19 protein-coding genes are annotated in these 17,664 nt (G+C 62.1%); 10 read left to right on the top strand and 9 right to left on the bottom strand.

Annotated features, from left to right (window positions below; genetic code table 11):
- Positions 1–232: hypothetical protein (locus ATY29_RS36515; RefSeq protein ID WP_133118165.1), on the bottom strand; the 232-nt coding region annotated here is incomplete at its 3' end.
- A gap of 50 nt (positions 233–282) precedes the next feature.
- On the opposite strand from ATY29_RS36515, the gene ATY29_RS26900 reads away from it, so the two are divergent.
- A complete protein-coding gene (locus tag ATY29_RS26900; RefSeq protein WP_003567040.1) occupies positions 283–1,164 on the top strand; it encodes a 3-hydroxybutyryl-CoA dehydrogenase in 882 nt (293 codons plus the stop codon).
- Between the two features lie 248 nt (positions 1,165–1,412).
- Here the strand turns inward: ATY29_RS26900 and tlpA are convergent, their stop codons facing one another.
- Complete coding sequence (tlpA, locus tag ATY29_RS26895; protein WP_003567043.1) at positions 1,413–2,075, bottom strand: thiol:disulfide interchange protein TlpA; 663 nt, start codon at positions 2,073–2,075, stop codon at positions 1,413–1,415.
- 26 nt (positions 2,076–2,101) lie between these two features.
- Here tlpA and argH point away from each other — a divergent pair, with 26 nt between their 5' ends.
- The 4 genes from argH to ATY29_RS26875 all read left to right on the top strand — a co-directional run bounded on the left by argH (position 2,102) and on the right by ATY29_RS26875 (position 8,060).
- Positions 2,102–3,505, top strand: coding sequence for an argininosuccinate lyase (argH, locus tag ATY29_RS26890; RefSeq protein WP_003567044.1), 1,404 nt, complete (start codon positions 2,102–2,104; stop codon positions 3,503–3,505).
- A 132-nt stretch (positions 3,506–3,637) separates the two neighbouring features.
- On the top strand, positions 3,638–3,832 hold the full coding sequence (gene lptM, locus ATY29_RS26885; protein ID WP_003567045.1) for an LPS translocon maturation chaperone LptM: 195 nt from the start codon (positions 3,638–3,640) through the stop codon (positions 3,830–3,832).
- 11 nt (positions 3,833–3,843) lie between these two features.
- Entirely contained in the window at positions 3,844–5,112 is a 1,269-nt protein-coding gene (lysA, locus tag ATY29_RS26880) for a diaminopimelate decarboxylase (RefSeq protein ID WP_003567046.1), read from the top strand.
- A 266-nt stretch (positions 5,113–5,378) separates the two neighbouring features.
- Positions 5,379–8,060 (top strand): TIGR02302 family protein, encoded by a 2,682-nt coding sequence (locus ATY29_RS26875; RefSeq protein WP_097533383.1) that lies wholly within the window; start codon positions 5,379–5,381, stop codon positions 8,058–8,060.
- Positions 8,061–8,163: 103 nt separating this feature from the next.
- Here ATY29_RS26875 and ATY29_RS26870 read toward each other — a convergent pair whose 3' ends face one another.
- The 3 genes from ATY29_RS26870 to ATY29_RS26860 form a co-directional block, all read right to left on the bottom strand.
- On the bottom strand, positions 8,164–8,523 hold the full coding sequence (locus ATY29_RS26870) for a response regulator (protein ID WP_003567048.1): 360 nt from the start codon (positions 8,521–8,523) through the stop codon (positions 8,164–8,166).
- 170 nt (positions 8,524–8,693) lie between these two features.
- Entirely contained in the window at positions 8,694–9,236 is a 543-nt protein-coding gene (hpt, locus tag ATY29_RS26865; RefSeq protein ID WP_003567049.1) for a hypoxanthine phosphoribosyltransferase, read from the bottom strand.
- Positions 9,237–9,370: 134 nt separating this feature from the next.
- The gene (locus ATY29_RS26860; protein WP_003567050.1) at positions 9,371–10,021 is read right to left on the bottom strand and encodes a hypothetical protein; all 651 of its coding nucleotides are present in this window, start codon (positions 10,019–10,021) and stop codon (positions 9,371–9,373) included.
- A 206-nt stretch (positions 10,022–10,227) separates the two neighbouring features.
- On the opposite strand from ATY29_RS26860, the gene ftsE reads away from it, so the two are divergent.
- The 4 genes from ftsE (at position 10,228) to ATY29_RS26840 (ending at position 13,603) form a co-directional block, all read left to right on the top strand.
- Positions 10,228–10,887: a cell division ATP-binding protein FtsE gene (gene ftsE, locus ATY29_RS26855; RefSeq protein ID WP_003567051.1), complete on the top strand. Its 660-nt coding sequence runs from the start codon at positions 10,228–10,230 to the stop codon at positions 10,885–10,887.
- On the top strand, positions 10,880–11,893 hold the full coding sequence (locus tag ATY29_RS26850) for a cell division protein FtsX (protein WP_025417179.1): 1,014 nt from the start codon (positions 10,880–10,882) through the stop codon (positions 11,891–11,893). Before ftsE ends, ATY29_RS26850 begins: the two co-directional genes overlap by 8 nt.
- A gap of 67 nt (positions 11,894–11,960) precedes the next feature.
- Complete coding sequence (locus tag ATY29_RS26845) at positions 11,961–12,677, top strand: YdcF family protein (RefSeq protein ID WP_003567056.1); 717 nt, start codon at positions 11,961–11,963, stop codon at positions 12,675–12,677.
- Between the two features lie 128 nt (positions 12,678–12,805).
- Positions 12,806–13,603, top strand: coding sequence for a lysophospholipid acyltransferase family protein (locus ATY29_RS26840; RefSeq protein WP_097533381.1), 798 nt, complete (start codon positions 12,806–12,808; stop codon positions 13,601–13,603).
- Positions 13,604–13,605: 2 nt separating this feature from the next.
- Here the strand turns inward: ATY29_RS26840 and ATY29_RS26835 are convergent, their stop codons facing one another.
- Positions 13,606–14,136, bottom strand: a complete 531-nt coding sequence (locus tag ATY29_RS26835) for a gamma-glutamylcyclotransferase (RefSeq protein WP_003567059.1) — start codon at positions 14,134–14,136, stop codon at positions 13,606–13,608.
- Between the two features lie 50 nt (positions 14,137–14,186).
- On the opposite strand from ATY29_RS26835, the gene ATY29_RS26830 reads away from it, so the two are divergent.
- Positions 14,187–15,203 carry a DUF2125 domain-containing protein gene (locus ATY29_RS26830; protein ID WP_097533380.1) on the top strand — a complete coding sequence of 339 codons (1,017 nt, stop codon included), beginning with the start codon at positions 14,187–14,189 and terminating at the stop codon, positions 15,201–15,203.
- Here ATY29_RS26830 and ATY29_RS26825 read toward each other — a convergent pair.
- The 3 genes from ATY29_RS26825 to hisC are packed head-to-tail and all read right to left on the bottom strand — an operon-like array spanning position 15,200 to position 17,647.
- Positions 15,200–15,619, bottom strand: coding sequence for a GNAT family N-acetyltransferase (locus ATY29_RS26825; RefSeq protein ID WP_097533379.1), 420 nt, complete (start codon positions 15,617–15,619; stop codon positions 15,200–15,202). The two genes, ATY29_RS26830 and ATY29_RS26825, sit on opposite strands and share 4 nt — an antisense overlap.
- A gap of 7 nt (positions 15,620–15,626) precedes the next feature.
- Positions 15,627–16,553: a prephenate/arogenate dehydrogenase family protein gene (locus ATY29_RS26820; protein ID WP_097533378.1), complete on the bottom strand. Its 927-nt coding sequence runs from the start codon at positions 16,551–16,553 to the stop codon at positions 15,627–15,629.
- Positions 16,550–17,647 carry a histidinol-phosphate transaminase gene (gene hisC, locus ATY29_RS26815; RefSeq protein WP_172643020.1) on the bottom strand — a complete coding sequence of 366 codons (1,098 nt, stop codon included), beginning with the start codon at positions 17,645–17,647 and terminating at the stop codon, positions 16,550–16,552. The genes ATY29_RS26820 and hisC overlap by 4 nt, the downstream gene beginning before the upstream one ends.
- Positions 17,648–17,664: the final 17 nt, after the last annotated feature.

Below are 17,664 nucleotides of genomic sequence, written 5' to 3'. Positions count from 1 at the left end.
CTTCCAGGTCGCCGATTACGGCCTGGTCGCCGATCTGTTCGAGGCGCTGCCGGAATTGCAAAAGGCGCTTTAAAACAGGTCGAGCCAAGACCGAAAGCGCCAAAAGCGAATCCGAAAGATCGCGGCGCGCTTCAAACGCCCCAAATGCCTTTCTTTCGCACTTGCGAATGACTGGAAAATTATCTTTTATCGGGCTACTACTGCTGCCGGGCGATCCTTCGTCCGGCAGCATTGCAAAAAAATGCGGCAGCGCGGGGGCGAATGCCGTGCGGGGGTTTGGAGATGAATGCGGTGTTGAAGAATATTGGTATTATCGGTGCCGGCCAGATGGGCTGCGGCATCGCGCATGTTTCGGCCGCCGCAGGTTACAAGGTTCACATCTACGATCTCTCACAGGATCGCATCGAGTCCGGCCTTGCTACCGTCAACGGCAACCTTGCTCGGCTGGTGACGAACGGCAAGATGACCGAAGAGGAGCGCAAGTCGACCTTGTCGCTCATCTCGGGCTCGTCCGATATCAACGATCTCGCTCCGTCCGATCTCGTCATTGAGGCCGCCACCGAGGATGAGGCGGTCAAGCGCAAGATCTATGCCCAGGTCTGTCCGGTCCTGAAGCCGGAAGCGCTGCTTGCCACCAACACCTCTTCCCTTTCCATCACCCGGCTTGCTGCCGCCACCGACCGCCCCGAGCGCTTCATGGGTATTCATTTCATGAACCCGGTGCCGGTGATGAAACTGGTGGAACTGGTGCGCGGCATCGCGACCGATGAGAAGACCTTCTCCGCCGCCAAGGAATTCGTCGGTACGCTGGAAAAGACCATCACCGTCGCTGAGGATTTCCCAGCCTTCATCGTCAACCGCATCCTGCTGCCGATGATCAACGAGGCGATCTACACCCTCTATGAAGGCGTCGGCACGGTCGACGCGATCGACACGGCGATGAAGCTCGGCGCCAACCATCCGATGGGGCCGCTGCAGCTTGCCGATTTCATCGGCCTCGATACCTGCCTGTCGATCATGCAGGTGCTGCACGACGGTCTGGCAGACTCGAAATATCGCCCCTGCCCGCTACTGGTGAAATATGTCGAAGCCGGCTGGCTCGGACGCAAATCCGGCCGCGGCTTCTACGATTATCGCGGCGAAGTGCCAGTCCCGACGCGCTAAAGCGCGTCGCCATCTTTCAGGTTTTCCGCATGTCGTGATCGCAAAACCAATGTTGCGCGACATGCTTTATGCAGACATCATCAGAAAGGGCGAATGGACCGAGCGCCCGCGACATGCTTTCCTTGCCGTGAACGGGAGGAAATGCCATGTCGACCGAAACACCGATGTTCCTGCTGCAATGCTGCGTCCTCATCGGGCTCGCGGGTGTGTTTCTCATCAAAGGAGACGGCGACTCCTGACCGGACTCCTTACGACCCGATCGCCCCCTTGATCAGCGCCTTTGCATCGTCGCTGTCCCAGGCAGCCGGGCCGTTCATCGCAGAAATCAGGCAGCCCTGGTCGTCGAGCAGCAGCGTCACCGGCAGGCCGAAGGCGAGGCCTTCCTTCTTCAGGCTGTTGAAGACGGCAATCGTATTGTCCCGGTAAAGCTGCAGCGCATCGACGCCAGTCTCGGCGAGGAAAGCCTTCGGCTTCTCGTCGTCGCCGCTATCGATATTGACCGGCACGACCTGGAATTTGTCGCTGCCCATCTGCTTTTCGAGCGCGTTCAAAGCCGGCATCTCCTCGCGGCAGGGAACGCACCATGTCGCCCAGAGATTGAGAAGCACGGTCTTGCCGGCAAAATGATCGAGCGTCATAGGCTTGCCGTCGGGGCCGTTGAAGGACACCCCGGTCAGCTTGCGCGGTTCATTGGCGGCAACCATGGCGGCAACCTGCCCCTTCATCAGCGGCGTCAGATTGGCAGCGCGCTCCTTGGCCAGCGAGCATTCGGCCGAAGCCGTTTCACCGCCGCCATTGCCAATCCCGGTCTCCTTCACGTATACCGCTGCCGCACCGGCAATGACGCCTGCAACGGCGGCGATTGCGATCAATTTTACGGACGGCAGGCCGAAAGGTTTTTTTGTCGTCATTTCATTCTCCAGGACGGGCATCTTCCATGGCCGAGAGCAACACGGACACCAAATCCTCCAACCAGATGTGGGGTGGGCGCTTCGCCTCCGGCCCGGACGCGATCATGGAGGAGATAAATGCCTCGATCGGTTTCGACAAGAAGCTATTCGCCCAGGACATCCGCGGTTCGATCGCTCATGCGACCATGCTTGCCCACCAGGCGATCATTTCATCGGACGATAAGGACAAGATCGTTCACGGGCTAAACACGATCCTGTCAGAAATCGAAAGCGGCAATTTCGAATTTTCGCGCCGGCTCGAAGACATCCACATGAATATCGAAGCGCGTCTGGCGACGCTGATCGGACCGGCCGCCGGCCGGCTGCACACCGCCCGCTCGCGCAACGATCAGGTGGCGCTCGACTTCCGCCTTTGGGTGAAGGAAGAGCTCGAGAAGACCGAACGAATGCTGACCGGCCTGATCGCCGCCTTCCTCGACCGCGCCGAGGAACATGCCGAAAGCGTCATGCCGGGCTTCACCCATCTGCAGACCGCCCAGCCCGTTACCTTCGGCCATCATTGCATGGCCTATGTCGAAATGTTCGGCCGCGACCGCTCGCGCGTGCGCCACGCCATCGAGCATCTGGACGAAAGCCCGATCGGCGCTGCCGCCCTTGCCGGCACCGGCTATCCGATCGACCGCCACATGACGGCCAAGGCGCTCGGTTTCCGTGAGCCGACCCGCAACTCCATCGACACGGTCTCCGACCGTGATTTCGCCATCGAATTCCTGTCGATCGCAGCGATAACAGGCATGCATCTGTCGCGCCTGGCCGAAGAGATCGTCATCTGGTCGACCCCGCAATTCGGTTTCGTCCGCCTCTCCGACGCCTTCTCCACCGGCTCCTCGATCATGCCGCAGAAGAAGAACCCGGATGCGGCCGAACTGGTGCGCGCCAAGACCGGCCGCATCAATGGCTCGCTCGTGGCGCTGCTGACGATCATGAAGGGCCTGCCGCTCGCCTATTCCAAGGACATGCAGGAAGACAAGGAACAGGTCTTCGACGCGGCCGAGAGCTTGGAACTGGCAATCGCCGCCATGACCGGCATGGTGCGCGACATGACCGTCAACACCGCGCGCATGAAGGCGGCGGCCGGCTCCGGCTATTCGACGGCAACCGACCTTGCCGACTGGCTGGTGCGTGAAGCGGGCCTGCCCTTCCGCGATGCCCATCACGTGACCGGCCGCGCCGTGGCGCTTGCCGAAAGCAAGGGCAGTGATCTTGCCGAACTGCCGCTCGCCGACCTGCAGGCGATCCATTCCGCGATCACCGACAAGGTCTACGACGTCTTGACCGTCGAGGCCTCGGTCGCCAGCCGCAAGAGCTTCGGCGGTACGGCGCCCTCCGAGGTGCGCAAGCAGATCGCCTTCTGGCGCGCCCGCAACTGAGAAATAGCGGGCGTGTGAAATGCCGTCTCGCCCTTCGTCGCAGGCGGGAAAAGCGCCCAACAATCAGGGTGCACAAGGCGGCTAAACTTCGATATGAACGATGGACATCAAATGCCGCACAAGAGGATATCCATGCAGAAGAGCTTGCCGCACCTCATCCGCCTGACGGCGGCGCTCGCCGTCATCGGCCTTGCCGTTGCCGGATGCGGGCGCAAGGGCGATCTCGATCCGCCGAGTGCTGCGGCAACCAAGGAAGGCGACGTTTCCAAGCCGACGAAACAGCCGGGAACCGTCGATAAGCCCTTCCTTCTCGACCCGCTTCTTTAAGGCTTAAGCCCGTGAACCATTTCGAATACCGCGACGGCGTCCTTCATGCCGAGAACGTCCCAGTTCCCGAGATCGCCAAGGCGGTCGGCACGCCTTTTTATGTCTATTCCACGGCAACGCTGGAGCGCCACTACCGCATCTTTTCGGAGGCCTTTGCCGATATGGACTCCATGGTCTGCTACGCGATGAAGGCGAATTCGAACCAGGCGGTGCTGAAGACGCTCGGCCGGCTCGGCGCCGGCATCGACGTCGTCTCCGAAGGCGAGCTGCGCCGCGCGCTCGCCGCCGATATTCCGGCAAGCCGCATCATGTTTTCAGGTGTCGGCAAGACGCCGTCCGAGATGGATTTCGCTCTTGAGGCCGGTATCTACTGCTTCAACGTCGAATCCGAGCCTGAGCTCGAAATCCTCAATCAGCGCGCCGTCAGCGCCGGCAAGAAAGCCCCGGTCTCTTTCCGCATCAACCCGGATGTCGACGCGAAAACGCATTCCAAGATCTCGACCGGCAAGAAGGAAAACAAATTCGGCATTTCCTGGGAACGTGCCCGCGCCATCTATGCCCATGCCGCCAAGCTGGCGGGCATCGAGGTCACCGGTATCGACATGCATATCGGCAGCCAGATTACTGAATTGCAGCCCTTTGACGACGCGTTCAGGCTGCTGCACGATCTTGTCGCGACGCTGCGCGCCGACGGCCACACCATCGATCACGTCGATATCGGCGGCGGCCTCGGCATCCCCTATAAGGACGACAACAATCCGCCGCCGCTGCCGGATGCCTATGCGGCGATCGTCAAGAACCAGTTGCGCGGCCTCAACTGCAAGATCATCACCGAGCCCGGCCGCCTGATCGTCGGCAATGCCGGTATCCTCGTGACCGAAGTCCTCTATGTGAAGGATGGCGGCGAAAAGACCTTCGTCATCGTCGACGGTGCGATGAACGATCTCATCCGCCCCACCCTCTACGAGGCCTATCACGAGATCCGTCCGGTGACGATTTCGGCGGCGAACGCCCCCCGCATCCGCGCCGACGTCGTCGGCCCCGTCTGCGAGACCGGCGATTACCTGGCGCTCGATCGCGAAATGGCGATGCCGAAGCCCGGCGACCTGATCGCCGTCAGCACGGCCGGCGCCTATGGCGCGGTGCAGGCCGGCACCTATAACAGCCGCCTGTTGGTGCCCGAGGTTCTGGTCAAAGGCAGCGATTTCCATACGATTCGCCCGCGCAGGACCTATGCGGAGCTGATCAGCCTCGACTCGGTTCCGACCTGGCTGGACTGAAGCATCTCGCGCAAACTGTGCAGCGTTCTTGCGATCACGACATGCGTAAAACACCGACCTAAAGCGCGAGGAGCAATCTGAAAGATCGCGACGCGCTTTAACCAGCCATCACTTTTTGGCGAATAAACGTGAAAACCCGGTATTGCCGGCCGCTCGCCCTCGCCTTCGCCACAAAGAGTGATATCCTTGTCAGTCATGAGCGTATTGCCCCGCAATCGCCGGAAGCGCCCTCTGTTCCAAAACGCCAGATCGCGGAGACCGGATCGATGACAAGCCCCTCGAAGCAGAGAAAAGGTGCATTTGCGCTCCGCCCTTCGCTTGCCCGGCTGGTAACGACGAAACGCTTGCTGGCGCGCGTCGTGCTGTTTTTCGAGCAGTTGCTGCCGCCTTTGATGCCGGTTCTGGCCGTCGCCGCCTTTTATCTCTCAGCCTCCTGGTTCGGCCTCTTCCGTAGTGTGCCGGACTGGCTGCGCATCCTGCTGCTGGTCGGCTTTGCCACCGCCTTTCTCGTCTCGCTCCTGCCCTTGCGCAATCTGCGCTGGCCGGGGGTCACCGAAGCCGACCGCATGCTGGAAGAGCGCAACGGCCTGCCGCACCAGCCGGTCACCGTCCAGGAAGACGAACCGGCCTTCGATACGCCCTTCGCCCGGGCGCTCTGGCGCGAGCACCAGACCCGCATGGCCGAAAAGATCGCAGCCCTCGATGCCGGGCTGCCGCGACCCGATATCGCCGCGCATGACCGTTTTGCCCTGCGCGCCGTGCCGGCGCTGTTGCTGGTCACCGCCTTTGCCTATTCGCTGTCGATCAACGGCGGCTCGCTTGGAGACGCCTTTCAAGCAGCGCCCGAGCAGGTGATCGTCGATCCGGCAGTGCGCATCGACGCCTGGGTGACACCGCCCTCCTATACCGGCCGCGCACCGATCTACCTGACCGCTGACGGCAGCGAGCAGGCGGCGATCGGCATCCCGCAGTTTTCGGGCCTCACCGTTCGCGTCAGCGGCGGAAAGACTGCCGAAAAGGTCGTGTTCCGCAAGGCGAACGGCCAGGCGCAGGATATCGCCGTGCAGGCCGATACCAAGCCGCAGCAGACGGCGGCTGGCAGCGAACAGCCGAAGACGGCCCCCGCCGGCCAGGCACCCACCAGCCAGGCCCCCACCAGCCAGGCATTGGTCGCGCAGACGCATGTGATGAAGCTCGAAGAGAATGGCGCCCTTGAAGTCAACGGTCGCCGCTGGAGCTTCGAGGTCCTCCCCGATAAGGCGCCGGAGATCGCCTTCGACGGTTTGCCGAAGCCCAGTGTCAACGGCGCGCTTGAAATCGGCTTTACCGTCAAGGACGATTACGGCGTCCAGGAGGCGCATGCGGAGATCGTTCCGGTCGAGACCGATCCGACGGCGACGCCGCTCTATCCATTGCCGGAATACCGGCTGGATATTCCCCGCCGCAACGCCCGCGACGCCAAGGGCGTGACCAGCCGCAACCTGACCGAACATCCGCTTGCCGGCAAGCGCGTGCGCGTGACACTCGTCGCCAAGGATGCCGCCGGCCAGACCGGGCGCAGCCCGCCGCATGAGATGATCCTGCCGTCGCGGCCTTTCAACGAGCCGCTTGCCGCGGCCGTCGCCGAGCAGCGGCAGGTCTTCGCGCTCGACACCCGCAAAATGCCGCAGGCGATCGCGCTGAACGAGGCGCTGACCATCCGCCCCGAGGAGACCATCCCCAAGCTCACCAATTATCTGCTGCTGGAATCCGCCTTGACGCGCATGAAGCTTGCAAGGGGTGATGAGGCGCTAAAGGATACCGCCCAATATCTCTGGGAGATCGCTCTCGGCATGGAGGACGGCGATCTTTCGCTAGCCGAGCGCAAGCTGCGCGAGGCCCAGCAGAAACTTGCCGACGCATTGGACCGCAACGCGCCGGACGAGGAAATCAAGAAGCTGATGGATGAGCTGCGCAAGGCGATGCAGGACTATATGACCGAGCTTGCCCAACGCATGCAGAATGCGCCGATGCAGCCGAACCAGAACGCCCAGAATATCCTGCGCCAGCAGGATCTGGAACGGATGATGGACCAGATCGAGAATCTCGCCCGCTCCGGCAATCGCGACGCAGCCCAGCAGATGCTGTCGGAATTACAGCGCATGATGAACAACCTGCAGGCCGGCAGGCCGCAGCGCGGCCAGCAGAGCCAGGAAAACAGCGAAGCCCGCAAGCAGATCGACAAGCTCGGTGAGATCCTGCGCGACCAGCAGAAGCTGATGGAAGAGACCTTCCGTCTCGATCAGCAGCTCAGGGATCGCATGCAGCGCGGCGAACCCGAGATGGGCGAAAACGATCCGCTGCTCGACGAGATGAACCCTGGAGAGAACGGCGAGCCGCAGGATCAGCAGCAGGGCCAGCAAGGCAAGGACGGCCAGCAGCCCTCCGACCAGATGACCGCCGAGCAGCTGCGCGAGGCGCTGAAACAACTGCGCGCCCAGCAGGATGGGCTCGGCAAACAGCTCGGCGAATTGCAGAAAAAGCTGGGCGAGATGGGAATGAAGCCCGGCCCCGGCTTCGGCCAGGCGCAACGCGAGATGGAAGGTGCGGGCCGTGAGCTCGGCCAGGGCCGCGGCCAGCCGGCCATCGAGGGCCAGGGCCGCGCGCTCGAAGCGCTTCGCCAGGGCGCCCGCGACATGATGAACCAGATGATGCAGGCCCAACAGGGTCAGCAAGGGCAAGGTCCGAACGGCCAGGTTGGTCAGGGGGATCAGAATGGCCGCGACCCGCTCGGCCGCCCGCGCCGCGTCCAGGGGCCGGATTTCGGCGACAACAGCGTGAAGGTGCCCGACGAGATCGACGTTCAGCGCGCCCGGGAAATCCTCGACGCGATCCGCGAAAAGCTCGGCAACAATCCGCCGCAGGAAATGGAACGGCGGTATCTCGAACGGTTGCTGGATATTCAGTAGGCCTTACGCCGCCGTATAATGGATCGGCGGCGCGCTAAAACAGGTGACCGCAAGACGGTGCATACGTCGTCCCGAAACCCGCTCAGGCGTTCGGCATCATGCCTCAGGCGACGAGCGCCCTGGCGACCGCCTTGCGGATATCCGGAAGCGCAAATGGTTTGGCGACAACGTCGATGATCTTTTCGGCAAGATCATCGGCCCGTTCACGCTGTTCGGCATAACCGGTCATCAGCAGAATCTTCAGGCCGGGAAAGGCGTCTTTTGCCTGATGGGCGAGTTCGATGCCATCCATCACAGGCATGCGGATATCTGAAAGCAGCAGATCGTAGGCCCCGTCCCTCAGCTTCTCCAGCCCCTCGGCGCCATCGGCCGCTTCATCCGTCTCATGACCGTCGAGCCTGAGCGCCCGAGCTACGAAAGACCGCAGGGAGTCCTCGTCTTCCGTAATCAGAATTCTTGCCATATGTGCATTGCTCCGTCTTCAGCCCCGCGACGGAAATCACCAGACTTTCCTTTTCGATCGGTAAAGATGGCGAAGCGATGGACGGAATGGTTAACAACCCGTCTCGACCGGCAAGACAGCGCGCCCCGCATCTTTCGGAGGTCAAAGATGCCGGAACACGCCGCAGCAGCTCAGGCGTCGCCGGTGACCACGCCGACGAAGGGCAGTTCGCGAAAGGCATAAGCCACATCCATGCCGTAGCCGACGACGAAATAGTCGGGGCACTCGAAGCCGACATAATCGGCCTCCAGCTTTTCCTTGCGCTTGACGCGTTTGTCGAGCAGCACGGCGATGGTGACGTTGCGCGCGCCGCGCTCGAACAGCAATTCCTTGGCAAACAGCAGCGTCCGGCCGGACTCGAGAATATCGTCGATCAGCAGGACGTCGCGGCCATGGACGTCGCTGTCGATATCCTTGACGATGCGGACGCCCTGCGAAACCGTGCCGATGCCATAGCTCGACAGCGTGATGAACTCGACCTCCGGGGCAAGTCCGCTATCATGCAGAGCGCGGATCAGGTCGGCGGCGAAGATGAACGAACCCTTGAGCACGGCGATGACGAGCAGGTCCTTGGTCGGGCCGTTGGCGATCTCCCGCGCCATCGAATGATTGCGCTCGGCGATCTGCTCGGCAGTGAAGAGCGGCTCGATATTTTTTCCGCGCACGACAGGCATAAGGGCTTGCTCCATGAAAAGAAGGGTAAGCCGTTAGCACATATGCGAGCTTGAAACAGCCTCGTCAGCCATGAATTAACGGGATTGGCGCGACCTGCAGCGGGAAATTCCGCCACTCGGTGCGGAAGTGGCGTCTACGGCAGGAACGAGAGCCGGACCTCCGGTAGTTTTCCGCCGGCATGCTGGACGCGCGCCGAGAAGCCTCGGCTCTGGCCGCTATAGATGACATCGGAGGGCGGATTGATGACGATGCTTGCAGTCAGCCGCTCGTCGGTGACGAGATCGGCGCGGATCGGCTGCACCATCTGCGTCGTGCCGCTGTCATTTTCGATGATGCCGTTGATGACGAGCACCCGCATGCCGTTCGCGTCGCGCGGCGCCACCGTCACATGGGTGAAATGCAGCGGCGCTCCGGAATAGGCCGGCTCTGCCGAAAAACCGGAAAAGCCGCCCGCAAGCCCGAAGACGAGCACGGCGAGCGCCAGCACCAAGCCTGCGAAGCTCCGCATCGACGCGCGCTGCAGGAAAGCTTCCGCATCGCGCAGAACAGTTGCCATTGCCGGCGCCTGCTGCGGCGGCGCTGCCTGTGTTTGGGCCGCGCGCCTGCGGTTGTCGTTATAGGTTCTTGCAGCAAACTCCGTCGGTCGGACTTTGCCGAGCGTTACGAATTCGGCGTCGGAAATATCGGCGGGACGCGCCGCGCGATATTGGCGGCGTGCGGGTTCCGGCGGCAGGAAATCATAGGCCTGGCCCGGCGTCCGGCGGCTGAAGGAGGATGCTTCCATGATGGCTGCCTCGCAGATGTCCACATGGTTTCGCTGCCAGGGGGAATCTTGGCATTGAAACGAATCCTCCTCAGTCGTAAATTTTAATGGTTAATGCTTCGCAAAGATCGCCATCAAACGGGCGTCTTTCCAGCAAAATTTACCGGCTGTTAACGGTGTTGGTTAACAAGTCACACGGTGAAACCAAGAACAGACTGAGCTGCCCGTTGATCCACTTCGAGAATGTCGGTTTGCGCTATGGCATGGGCCCGGAAATCCTCCGGGACCTGACCTTCGACATTCCGAAAAAATCCTTTCAGTTCCTGACGGGCCCATCGGGTGCCGGCAAGACGTCGCTGCTGCGGCTGCTCTTCATGTCGCTGCAGCCGACCCGCGGCCTGATCCGCATGTTCGGGCGCGACATTTCCGAAATTCCCCGCCCGGAACTGCCGCTGCTGCGCCGCCGCGTCGGCATCGTCTTCCAGGATTTTCGCCTGCTCGACCATCTGACGACCTATGAGAATGTCGCTCTGCCCTTACGCGTGCGCGGCAAGGATGAGAGTTCCTACAAGACCGACGTCCTGGAACTGTTGAAATGGGTCGGCCTCGGCGAACGCATCAACGTGCTGCCGCCCGTGCTCTCAGGCGGCGAGAAGCAGCGCGCCGCGATAGCCCGGGCACTGATGGACCGGCCGGAAGTGCTGCTTGCCGACGAACCGACGGGCAATGTCGACCCGCCGATGGCCAAGCGCCTGCTCAACCTTTTTCTCGAGCTGAACCGCCTCGGCACGGCCGTTGTCATCGCCACGCATGACCTGGCGCTGATGGAACAGGTGGAGGCCCGCCGCATGATCCTTTCGGGGGGGCATCTCGATATCTATGACTGAGCCCCCATCCAGAAACCCGGGCAAGGCGCCTGATAAGGCCGAGCAGAAGCGGCCGGAAATGCGCGTGCGTCCGACCGCGCCGATCCTGCCGCCGTCCAACATCCAGGGCAGCGCCTTGATGGTGGTGATATCAATCATGGCTTTTCTCGCCTGCCTGACGCTCGGCGGCGTCAGCATGGTGCGCTCGACGGCGGCAAGCTGGGAGAGCCAGATCTCCCGCGAGATCACTATCCAGATCAAGCCGGACGACAATCTCGACATGGAAAAGGCGCTGGCGCAGGCGCGCGACCTGGCGCTGACCTTCGTCGGCACCAAGAGCGGCCAGATCGTCGACGAGGCGGCGACCGCCCGGCTGCTCGAACCCTGGCTCGGCCCTGGTCTCGATCTCAAGGATCTCCCCGTCCCCCGCCTGGTCGTCATTACCATCGACGAGAGCAATCCGCCGGATTTCGATGGCATGCGGGCGATGCTCAAGGACAGCATCCCGCAGGCCAGCCTCGACGATCACCGCACCTGGGTCGATCGGCTGGTGTCGATGGCGCACACGACCGTCATGATCGGCACGGGCATCCTCTTGCTGGTCTTCTCTGCCATGGTGCTGACCGTCGTCTTCGCCACGCGCGGCGCGCTGTCGGGCAACCGCCACATCGTCGAAGTGCTGCATTTCGTCGGCGCCGAAAGCTCCTTCGTCGCCACCGAATTCCAGAAGCATTTCCTCAAGATCAGCCTCAAAGGTTCGGCGATCGGCAGCGCCCTTGCCGCTCTCTTCTTCGCCACCGCCGGTTTCTGGCAGAGCCGCACGTTGGCCACCCCGGAGACGGACCAGGCCACCGCGCTTTTCGGCACCTTTTCCGTCGGCGTGCTCGGTTATGCCGGCATCTTCGCAACGATGATCGTCATCGCGCTGCTGACCACCTTCACCGCGCGCCTGACCGTCATGCGGACGATCTATGAAATCGATACATTGCGCTCGGACCCAACACGCACCGACGGCATTGCGAGTTGATCGTCACCATGCCGTTTTGTTGTGAAAGCGTCTGTTCCGCGCCGCAATCAGCGTATAGTCACGATTCATGACGATGGGAGATACGACACCCAACCCGATTCATCAGGGCCCGGAGCTTGACCGTCCGGCGGCTTTGCCGCCGCGGCGCGGGCTGATCCGCCGCTTGCTGCGCTGGGGCGGCTTTGCCTGCGTGCTGGCAATGGCGCTGGTGTTCGGCGGCTTCCTGCGTTTTGCCGATTCCGTCACGACTCTGAAGCCTCCGGTCGAGCCGAAGGCGGATGCGATCGTCGTACTGACGGGGGGCTACCAACGTATCGACCAGGCCGTCGAATTGCTGCAGAAGGGCGCCGGCAAACGGCTGCTGATCTCCGGCGTCCACCCGACGACGACGCCGAGGCAGATCCGCAGGATGACGCAGGGATCGGCCGACCTTTTTTCCTGCTGCGTCGACATCGGCCACGACGCCATCGACACGATCGGCAATGCCGAGGAAGCCTCTAACTGGATCCACGCCAACGGCTACAGGAGCGTCATCGTCGTCACCAACAATTACCATATGCCGCGAAGCCTCGCCGAACTCTCCTATGTCGACCCCGACATCGAATTCATCGCTTATCCCGTGGTCAATTCGGATTTAAAGAGCCGCAACTGGTTCACCGACCCGAACGCGATGCGCGTCATGCTTGCCGAATATGTAAAGGTGCTGCTGACCGGCGCCCGCAACATCACCGGCTTCGGCCGCCACACTGGGCTGCGCTCGGCAAGTGCGTCTGGCCAGAACTAGAGCCTTTCCTTGAGTCGGGAGAAATCGGCAAAATGCTCGAGGCTTTTGCATCGAGGCGTCATCAAACGCTTTTTATGGCGGCTAATATCGTGTAGGCCGGTCGCGTGAGCATGCCTCGGGAAAGTTTCATGATCGCTCTGCGTTCCGTCCTCTTCAACACGATCTTCTACGCCAACCTCATCATCCGGATGATCGTGCTCTCGCCATATTATTTTCTGGCGCCACGCCTGACCGCCTATGCGATCCCGAAGAACTGGGCGCGCTCCAACCACTGGCTGATGCGGGTGATCGTCGGCACCACCTTCGAGATCGAGGGTCTGGAGAACCTGCCTGATGGCAGCTACATCCTGGCGCCGAAGCACCAGTCCTTCTGGGATACCTATGCCTTGCTGCCCTGGCTGAAGGACCCGGTCTACATTCTGAAGCGCGAACTGATGTGGATTCCGCTGTTCGGCTGGTATGCCAAGAAGCAGCGGGTGATCCCCGTCGATCGCGGCGCCCGCGGCAAGGTGATGGTGGAAGTGTTGAAGCGCACAAAGCAAGAGCTTTCGACCGGCCGCCAGCTGATCATCTATCCCGAGGGCACCCGCCGCCCGCCGGGCGCCGAGCCGGTCTATAAATACGGCATCGCCCGTATGTACCGCGATCTCGCCATTCCCGTGGTGCCGATCGTCATGCATCCCGGTCTGTTCTGGCCACGCCGGAGCATTCGTCGTTATCCCGGCCATTTCAAGGTCAGGATCCTGCCGCCGATCCTGCCGGGCATGGATCCGGACGCGTTTTTCGCCCGTCTGATCGAGGTTTCGGAACGGGCAAGCGACGAGCTTCTGCTTGAAACCGTCGAGGCGAACCCGCATCTGCCGCTGCCGCCGACCGCAGTCGAAAGGCTGGCGGAGCTGCGCAAGCTCAAGGCGGCGACCGCCTGAAGTCAAGCGGCGCGCAGCCGCTCCACTTCGTTGACGACCTGCTCCAGCCAGTGATCGCGAATGCCCATCTGCCTCAGATGTGCCAGCGTGTTGAAAACATAGGCATCGTTCGGCCCGGACTGGCCCGTGGCCTCGTTCACCACGCGCGCCGCCTCAAATGTGTCGAGCGTACCGGCATATTGCTCATGGTCGCGATCGGCAACATAAGTAACCGCACCCACCCTGCGGCCTCCGGCAAATTGCAGCCGCACCCGCCGCTCCAGATAGACATTGGTGACCAGTTCGCGGGCGCGCAGATAATCGATCACCTCATCCCATTTATCCGGGGAAATACGGAAGGCCATGCCGCGGCAGGCGCCGCCTCTGTCGAGGCCGAGGACGAGGCCCGGACTGTCGCGCGTGCCGCGATGGACGAAGGAGCGTACACAGAGCGAACGCCTGTAGCCGTGCACCAGAGCATCTGCCCGTTCCAAAAACTCGAAGCCCGGATTCCACATCAGCGAACCGTAGCCAAACACCCAAAATTCGTCCATATCGCACGCCAGACCGGAATCACATTTGCGATTCACCATTGGAGAACATCATGGCAGCGTCAAGCCAATCCGGCAGCAGCCAATCCGGTAGCAGTAAGAAATTCTGGCTGCTGGGCGGCGGCATCCTCCTGGTGATCGCGCTTTATACCGGCGGCTGGTTCTATGCGGCCTCGGCGTTGAAGACCACGGTGCTGAAGGCGATCGCGCCGCGCGACCAGGCAGGCGTGACCGGCGAATGCTCCGATATCGAATTCCGCGGCTATCCCTTCCGCATCGGCCTGTTCTGCTCCAAGGTCGATGTCGACGACAATGTCAACGGCGTCTCGGCCAGCTTCGGAGCGCTGCGCTCGGCAGCCCAGGTCTACGCACCCGGGAATATCGTCTGGGAACTCGATTCGCCGGCTGAGATCCGCACCACCAACGGCCTTTCGATCTCGGCGCAATGGACGGATCTGCAGGCGAGTCTGGCGACCAGGCTCAGGGGCATCAACCGCAGCTCGACCGCCATCGATGGCCTGAAGGCGACGGCCGTCTCCTCCTACACCGGCCAGACAATCAGCTTCGATGCGGCTCGCACCGAAATCCATCTGCGCCAGAACAGCGGCGATCTGGACGGCGCGATCTCCGTGCAGGATGCGAATACGGCGATCAAGGACTGGCCGCAGATCTTCCCGAAATTCTCTGCCAGCATCGATCTGACCGTCGCCGGCAAAGCCGGCTTGATCGACGGCAGTGATCCGAGCGGCCTCAACGGCGCCAGCGGCGAACTGCGCCGCATCGTCGCCGACATCGGCGACGGCAAGGTAATGACGCTGACCGGCCCCTTCTCCTTCGACGAGCAGGGTCTGCTCTCCGGAAAATTCAAGCTGGAGATCGAACAGCTCGGCCCCTGGGGCCACAGCTTGAAACAGGCCTTTCCGGATGTTGCCTCGACCGTCGATACGGCGACGAAGCTCTTGAAATCGCTTGCCGGCGGCAAAGACAAGGTCTCGGTCGATCTCGTCGTCGATCACGGCAACGCCACCGTCAGTGGCTTCATCCCGCTCGGCCGGATTCCGCCTATCTAATCAATCCGTTTGACGAAGAACACCTCAGGCACCAATTGCAGGCCTGGCAGCTCGATCGCACCGGTTTCGGAAAATCCGTTGCGGCGATGCCAGTCCTGAGGACGGCTCTCGTCGCATTCGCTTGAGGTCATCAGCAGGCGGGCGCCCTCGCCGCGCATCGCCTCTTCCCAAGCGAGAAACAGTGCGGTCCCGACGCCCGACCGGTGGTGGCCGGGCAGGACGCGAATCATTTCCATATAGGGAACCCTGCCCCAGAAGCGGGAGAAGCGCAGGAAGCCGACGATCTCCCCAGCCTGCCTGGCGATGAGATATTCGCCAAGCGCCACGCATCGCGATACCCATGCCTTGCCGGCACTGGCATCCTCGCGAACCAGCCAGTTGATATCCGCCTGACTTGCGCTCGTCACCTCCACCATCGCGAGGTTACTTCTTGTCCAGTGCGTGGGGGCGGCCAAAATCCGGTGCGTCGACGTCCTGGCCGGCCTGGACGATCGAGCGGCGGATGGCGCGGGTGCGGGTGAAGAGTTCGAAGATCTTGTCGCCCTCGCCCCAGCGGATCGCCCGCTGCAGATAGGCGAGATCCTCCGAGAAGCGCGCCAGCATTTCGAGGATCGCATCGCGATTGTGCAGGCAGACATCGCGCCACATGGTCGGGTCGGAGGCCGCAAGGCGGGTGAAGTCGCGAAAGCCGGAGGCGGAATATTTGATGACTTCCGATTCCGTCACCGTCTCCAGATCGTCGGCGGTGCCGACGATGTTGTAGGCGATGATGTGCGGCAGGTGCGAGACGATCGCCAGCACCTTGTCGTGATGCTCCGCATCCATCTCATCGACCTTCGAGCCGAGCGCTTCCCAGAAGCCGCGCAGCCGCTTCATTGCCGTCTCGTCGGTGCCTGCGACCGGCGTGAAGATGCACCAGCGACCTTCGAAGAGACCGGGGAAGCCGGCATCCGGGCCGGATTTTTCCGTACCTGCCAGCGGATGGCCGGGAATGAAATGCACACCGGCCGGAATATGCGGCAGCATCTGCGCGATCACCGAGGCCTTGGTGGAGCCGACATCGGTGACGACAGCCCCCCGCTTCAGGCTTGCTGCTATCTCTTTGGCCACACTTTCCGAAGCGCCGACCGGCACCGAGACGATCACCAGATCGGCATCCCTGACGGCATCGGCCGAAGAGGTCGTGTAGCGGTCGCCGAGACCGAGTTCCTCGGCACGCTTCAGCGTATCGGGGCTGCGTGTGGCGACGACGATCTCTCTTGCCAGGCCGAGCCGCCGGATGTCGTAGGCAAGCGAAGAGCCGATCAGACCGATGCCGATCAGCGCGATACGATCGAACTGCACGTTCATACCTTGCGTCCCATGAATTCGCTGAGTGCGGCGATGACGCCGCGGTTGGCCTCTTCGGGGCCGATGCTCATGCGCAGCGCATTGGAAAAACCATAGCTGCGCACGGCGCGCAGGATGTAACCGCGGCTCGTCAGCAGCTCGTCGGCATCGGCGGCGCGCTTGCCGTCGATGTCGGGAAAATGGATAAGGACGAAATTGGCGACCGACGGCGTCACCTTCAGGCCGATCGCCTCAAGCGCCTGGGTCAGCGTCTCCACCCACATCTGGTTGAAGGAAACGGCCTGCTGCACGAAGGCTTGGTCGCGGATGGCCGCGGCACCCGCAGCGATTGCCGCCGCGTTCAGATTGAAGGGCCCGCGCACGCGGTTCACCGCGTCGACGATCTCAGCGGGCGCATACATCCAGCCGACGCGCAGCGCCGCAAGTCCGTAGGCCTTCGAGAAAGTGCGGGTCATCACCACGTTGGCATTGGAAGACACGACCTCGATGCCGGCCTCATAATCGTTGCGGCGGACATATTCGGCGTAAGCCGCATCGAGCACCAGGACGACATGTTTCGGCAGCCCGGCCTGCAGGCGGCGAATCTCGCTGACCGGGACATAGGTGCCCGTCGGATTGCCGGGATTGGCGATGAAGACGATCTTCGTCTTCTCCGTCACCGCGGCAAGGATCGCATCGACATCGACGGTATGATCCTTTTCCTTGACGACGACGGGCGTCGCGCCGGCGCCCATGATCTGGATCTTGTAGACCAGGAAACCGTGCTCGGTGATGATGCCCTCGTCGCCGGCGCCGAGATAGACATGGCAGAGCAGGCCGAGCAGCTCGTCGGAGCCGTTGCCGCACAGGATGTTGGCCGGGTTGAGTCCGTGCACGGTGGCGATCGCCTCACGCAATTCCACCGACTGCCCGTCGGGATAACGCCCGAGATTGTCGGCAGCCGCCTTGCAGGCTTCGATCGCCTTCGGGCTGGCGCCGAGCGGCGTTTCGTTGGACGAAAGCTTGTAGACGCGGGCAACCCCCGGCGCATGTTCCTTGCCCGGCACATAGGATGCGATATCGAGAATACCGGGACGCGGAACAGGCTTGCTCATCTCAACGCTCATGGTTC

The sequence above is a fragment of the Rhizobium hidalgonense genome (genome assembly GCF_002914525.1).
Lineage (GTDB): Bacteria > Pseudomonadota > Alphaproteobacteria > Rhizobiales > Rhizobiaceae > Rhizobium > Rhizobium hidalgonense.
The sequence above is the reverse complement of the archived record's forward strand: the minus strand, read 5'-3'. Positions and strand labels throughout refer to the sequence as shown.

Bases quoted from the DNA above. Each gene is read 5' to 3' on its own strand.
- ATY29_RS26900 (WP_003567040.1), top strand. From the start codon at position 283: ATGAATGCGGTGTTGAAGAATATTGGTATTATCGGTGCCGGCCAGATG.
- tlpA (WP_003567043.1), bottom strand. From the start codon at position 2,075: ATGACGACAAAAAAACCTTTCGGCCTGCCGTCCGTAAAATTGATCGCA.
- argH (WP_003567044.1), top strand. From the start codon at position 2,102: ATGGCCGAGAGCAACACGGACACCAAATCCTCCAACCAGATGTGGGGT.
- lptM (WP_003567045.1), top strand. From the start codon at position 3,638: ATGCAGAAGAGCTTGCCGCACCTCATCCGCCTGACGGCGGCGCTCGCC.
- ATY29_RS26875 (WP_097533383.1), top strand. From the start codon at position 5,379: ATGACAAGCCCCTCGAAGCAGAGAAAAGGTGCATTTGCGCTCCGCCCT.
- ATY29_RS26870 (WP_003567048.1), bottom strand. From the start codon at position 8,523: ATGGCAAGAATTCTGATTACGGAAGACGAGGACTCCCTGCGGTCTTTC.
- hpt (WP_003567049.1), bottom strand. From the start codon at position 9,236: ATGCCTGTCGTGCGCGGAAAAAATATCGAGCCGCTCTTCACTGCCGAG.
- ATY29_RS26860 (WP_003567050.1), bottom strand. From the start codon at position 10,021: ATGGAAGCATCCTCCTTCAGCCGCCGGACGCCGGGCCAGGCCTATGAT.
- ATY29_RS26850 (WP_025417179.1), top strand. From the start codon at position 10,880: ATGACTGAGCCCCCATCCAGAAACCCGGGCAAGGCGCCTGATAAGGCC.
- ATY29_RS26845 (WP_003567056.1), top strand. From the start codon at position 11,961: ATGACGATGGGAGATACGACACCCAACCCGATTCATCAGGGCCCGGAG.
- ATY29_RS26840 (WP_097533381.1), top strand. From the start codon at position 12,806: ATGATCGCTCTGCGTTCCGTCCTCTTCAACACGATCTTCTACGCCAAC.
- ATY29_RS26835 (WP_003567059.1), bottom strand. From the start codon at position 14,136: ATGGACGAATTTTGGGTGTTTGGCTACGGTTCGCTGATGTGGAATCCG.
- ATY29_RS26830 (WP_097533380.1), top strand. From the start codon at position 14,187: ATGGCAGCGTCAAGCCAATCCGGCAGCAGCCAATCCGGTAGCAGTAAG.
- ATY29_RS26825 (WP_097533379.1), bottom strand. From the start codon at position 15,619: ATGGTGGAGGTGACGAGCGCAAGTCAGGCGGATATCAACTGGCTGGTT.
- ATY29_RS26820 (WP_097533378.1), bottom strand. From the start codon at position 16,553: ATGAACGTGCAGTTCGATCGTATCGCGCTGATCGGCATCGGTCTGATC.
- hisC (WP_172643020.1), bottom strand. From the start codon at position 17,647: ATGAGCAAGCCTGTTCCGCGTCCCGGTATTCTCGATATCGCATCCTAT.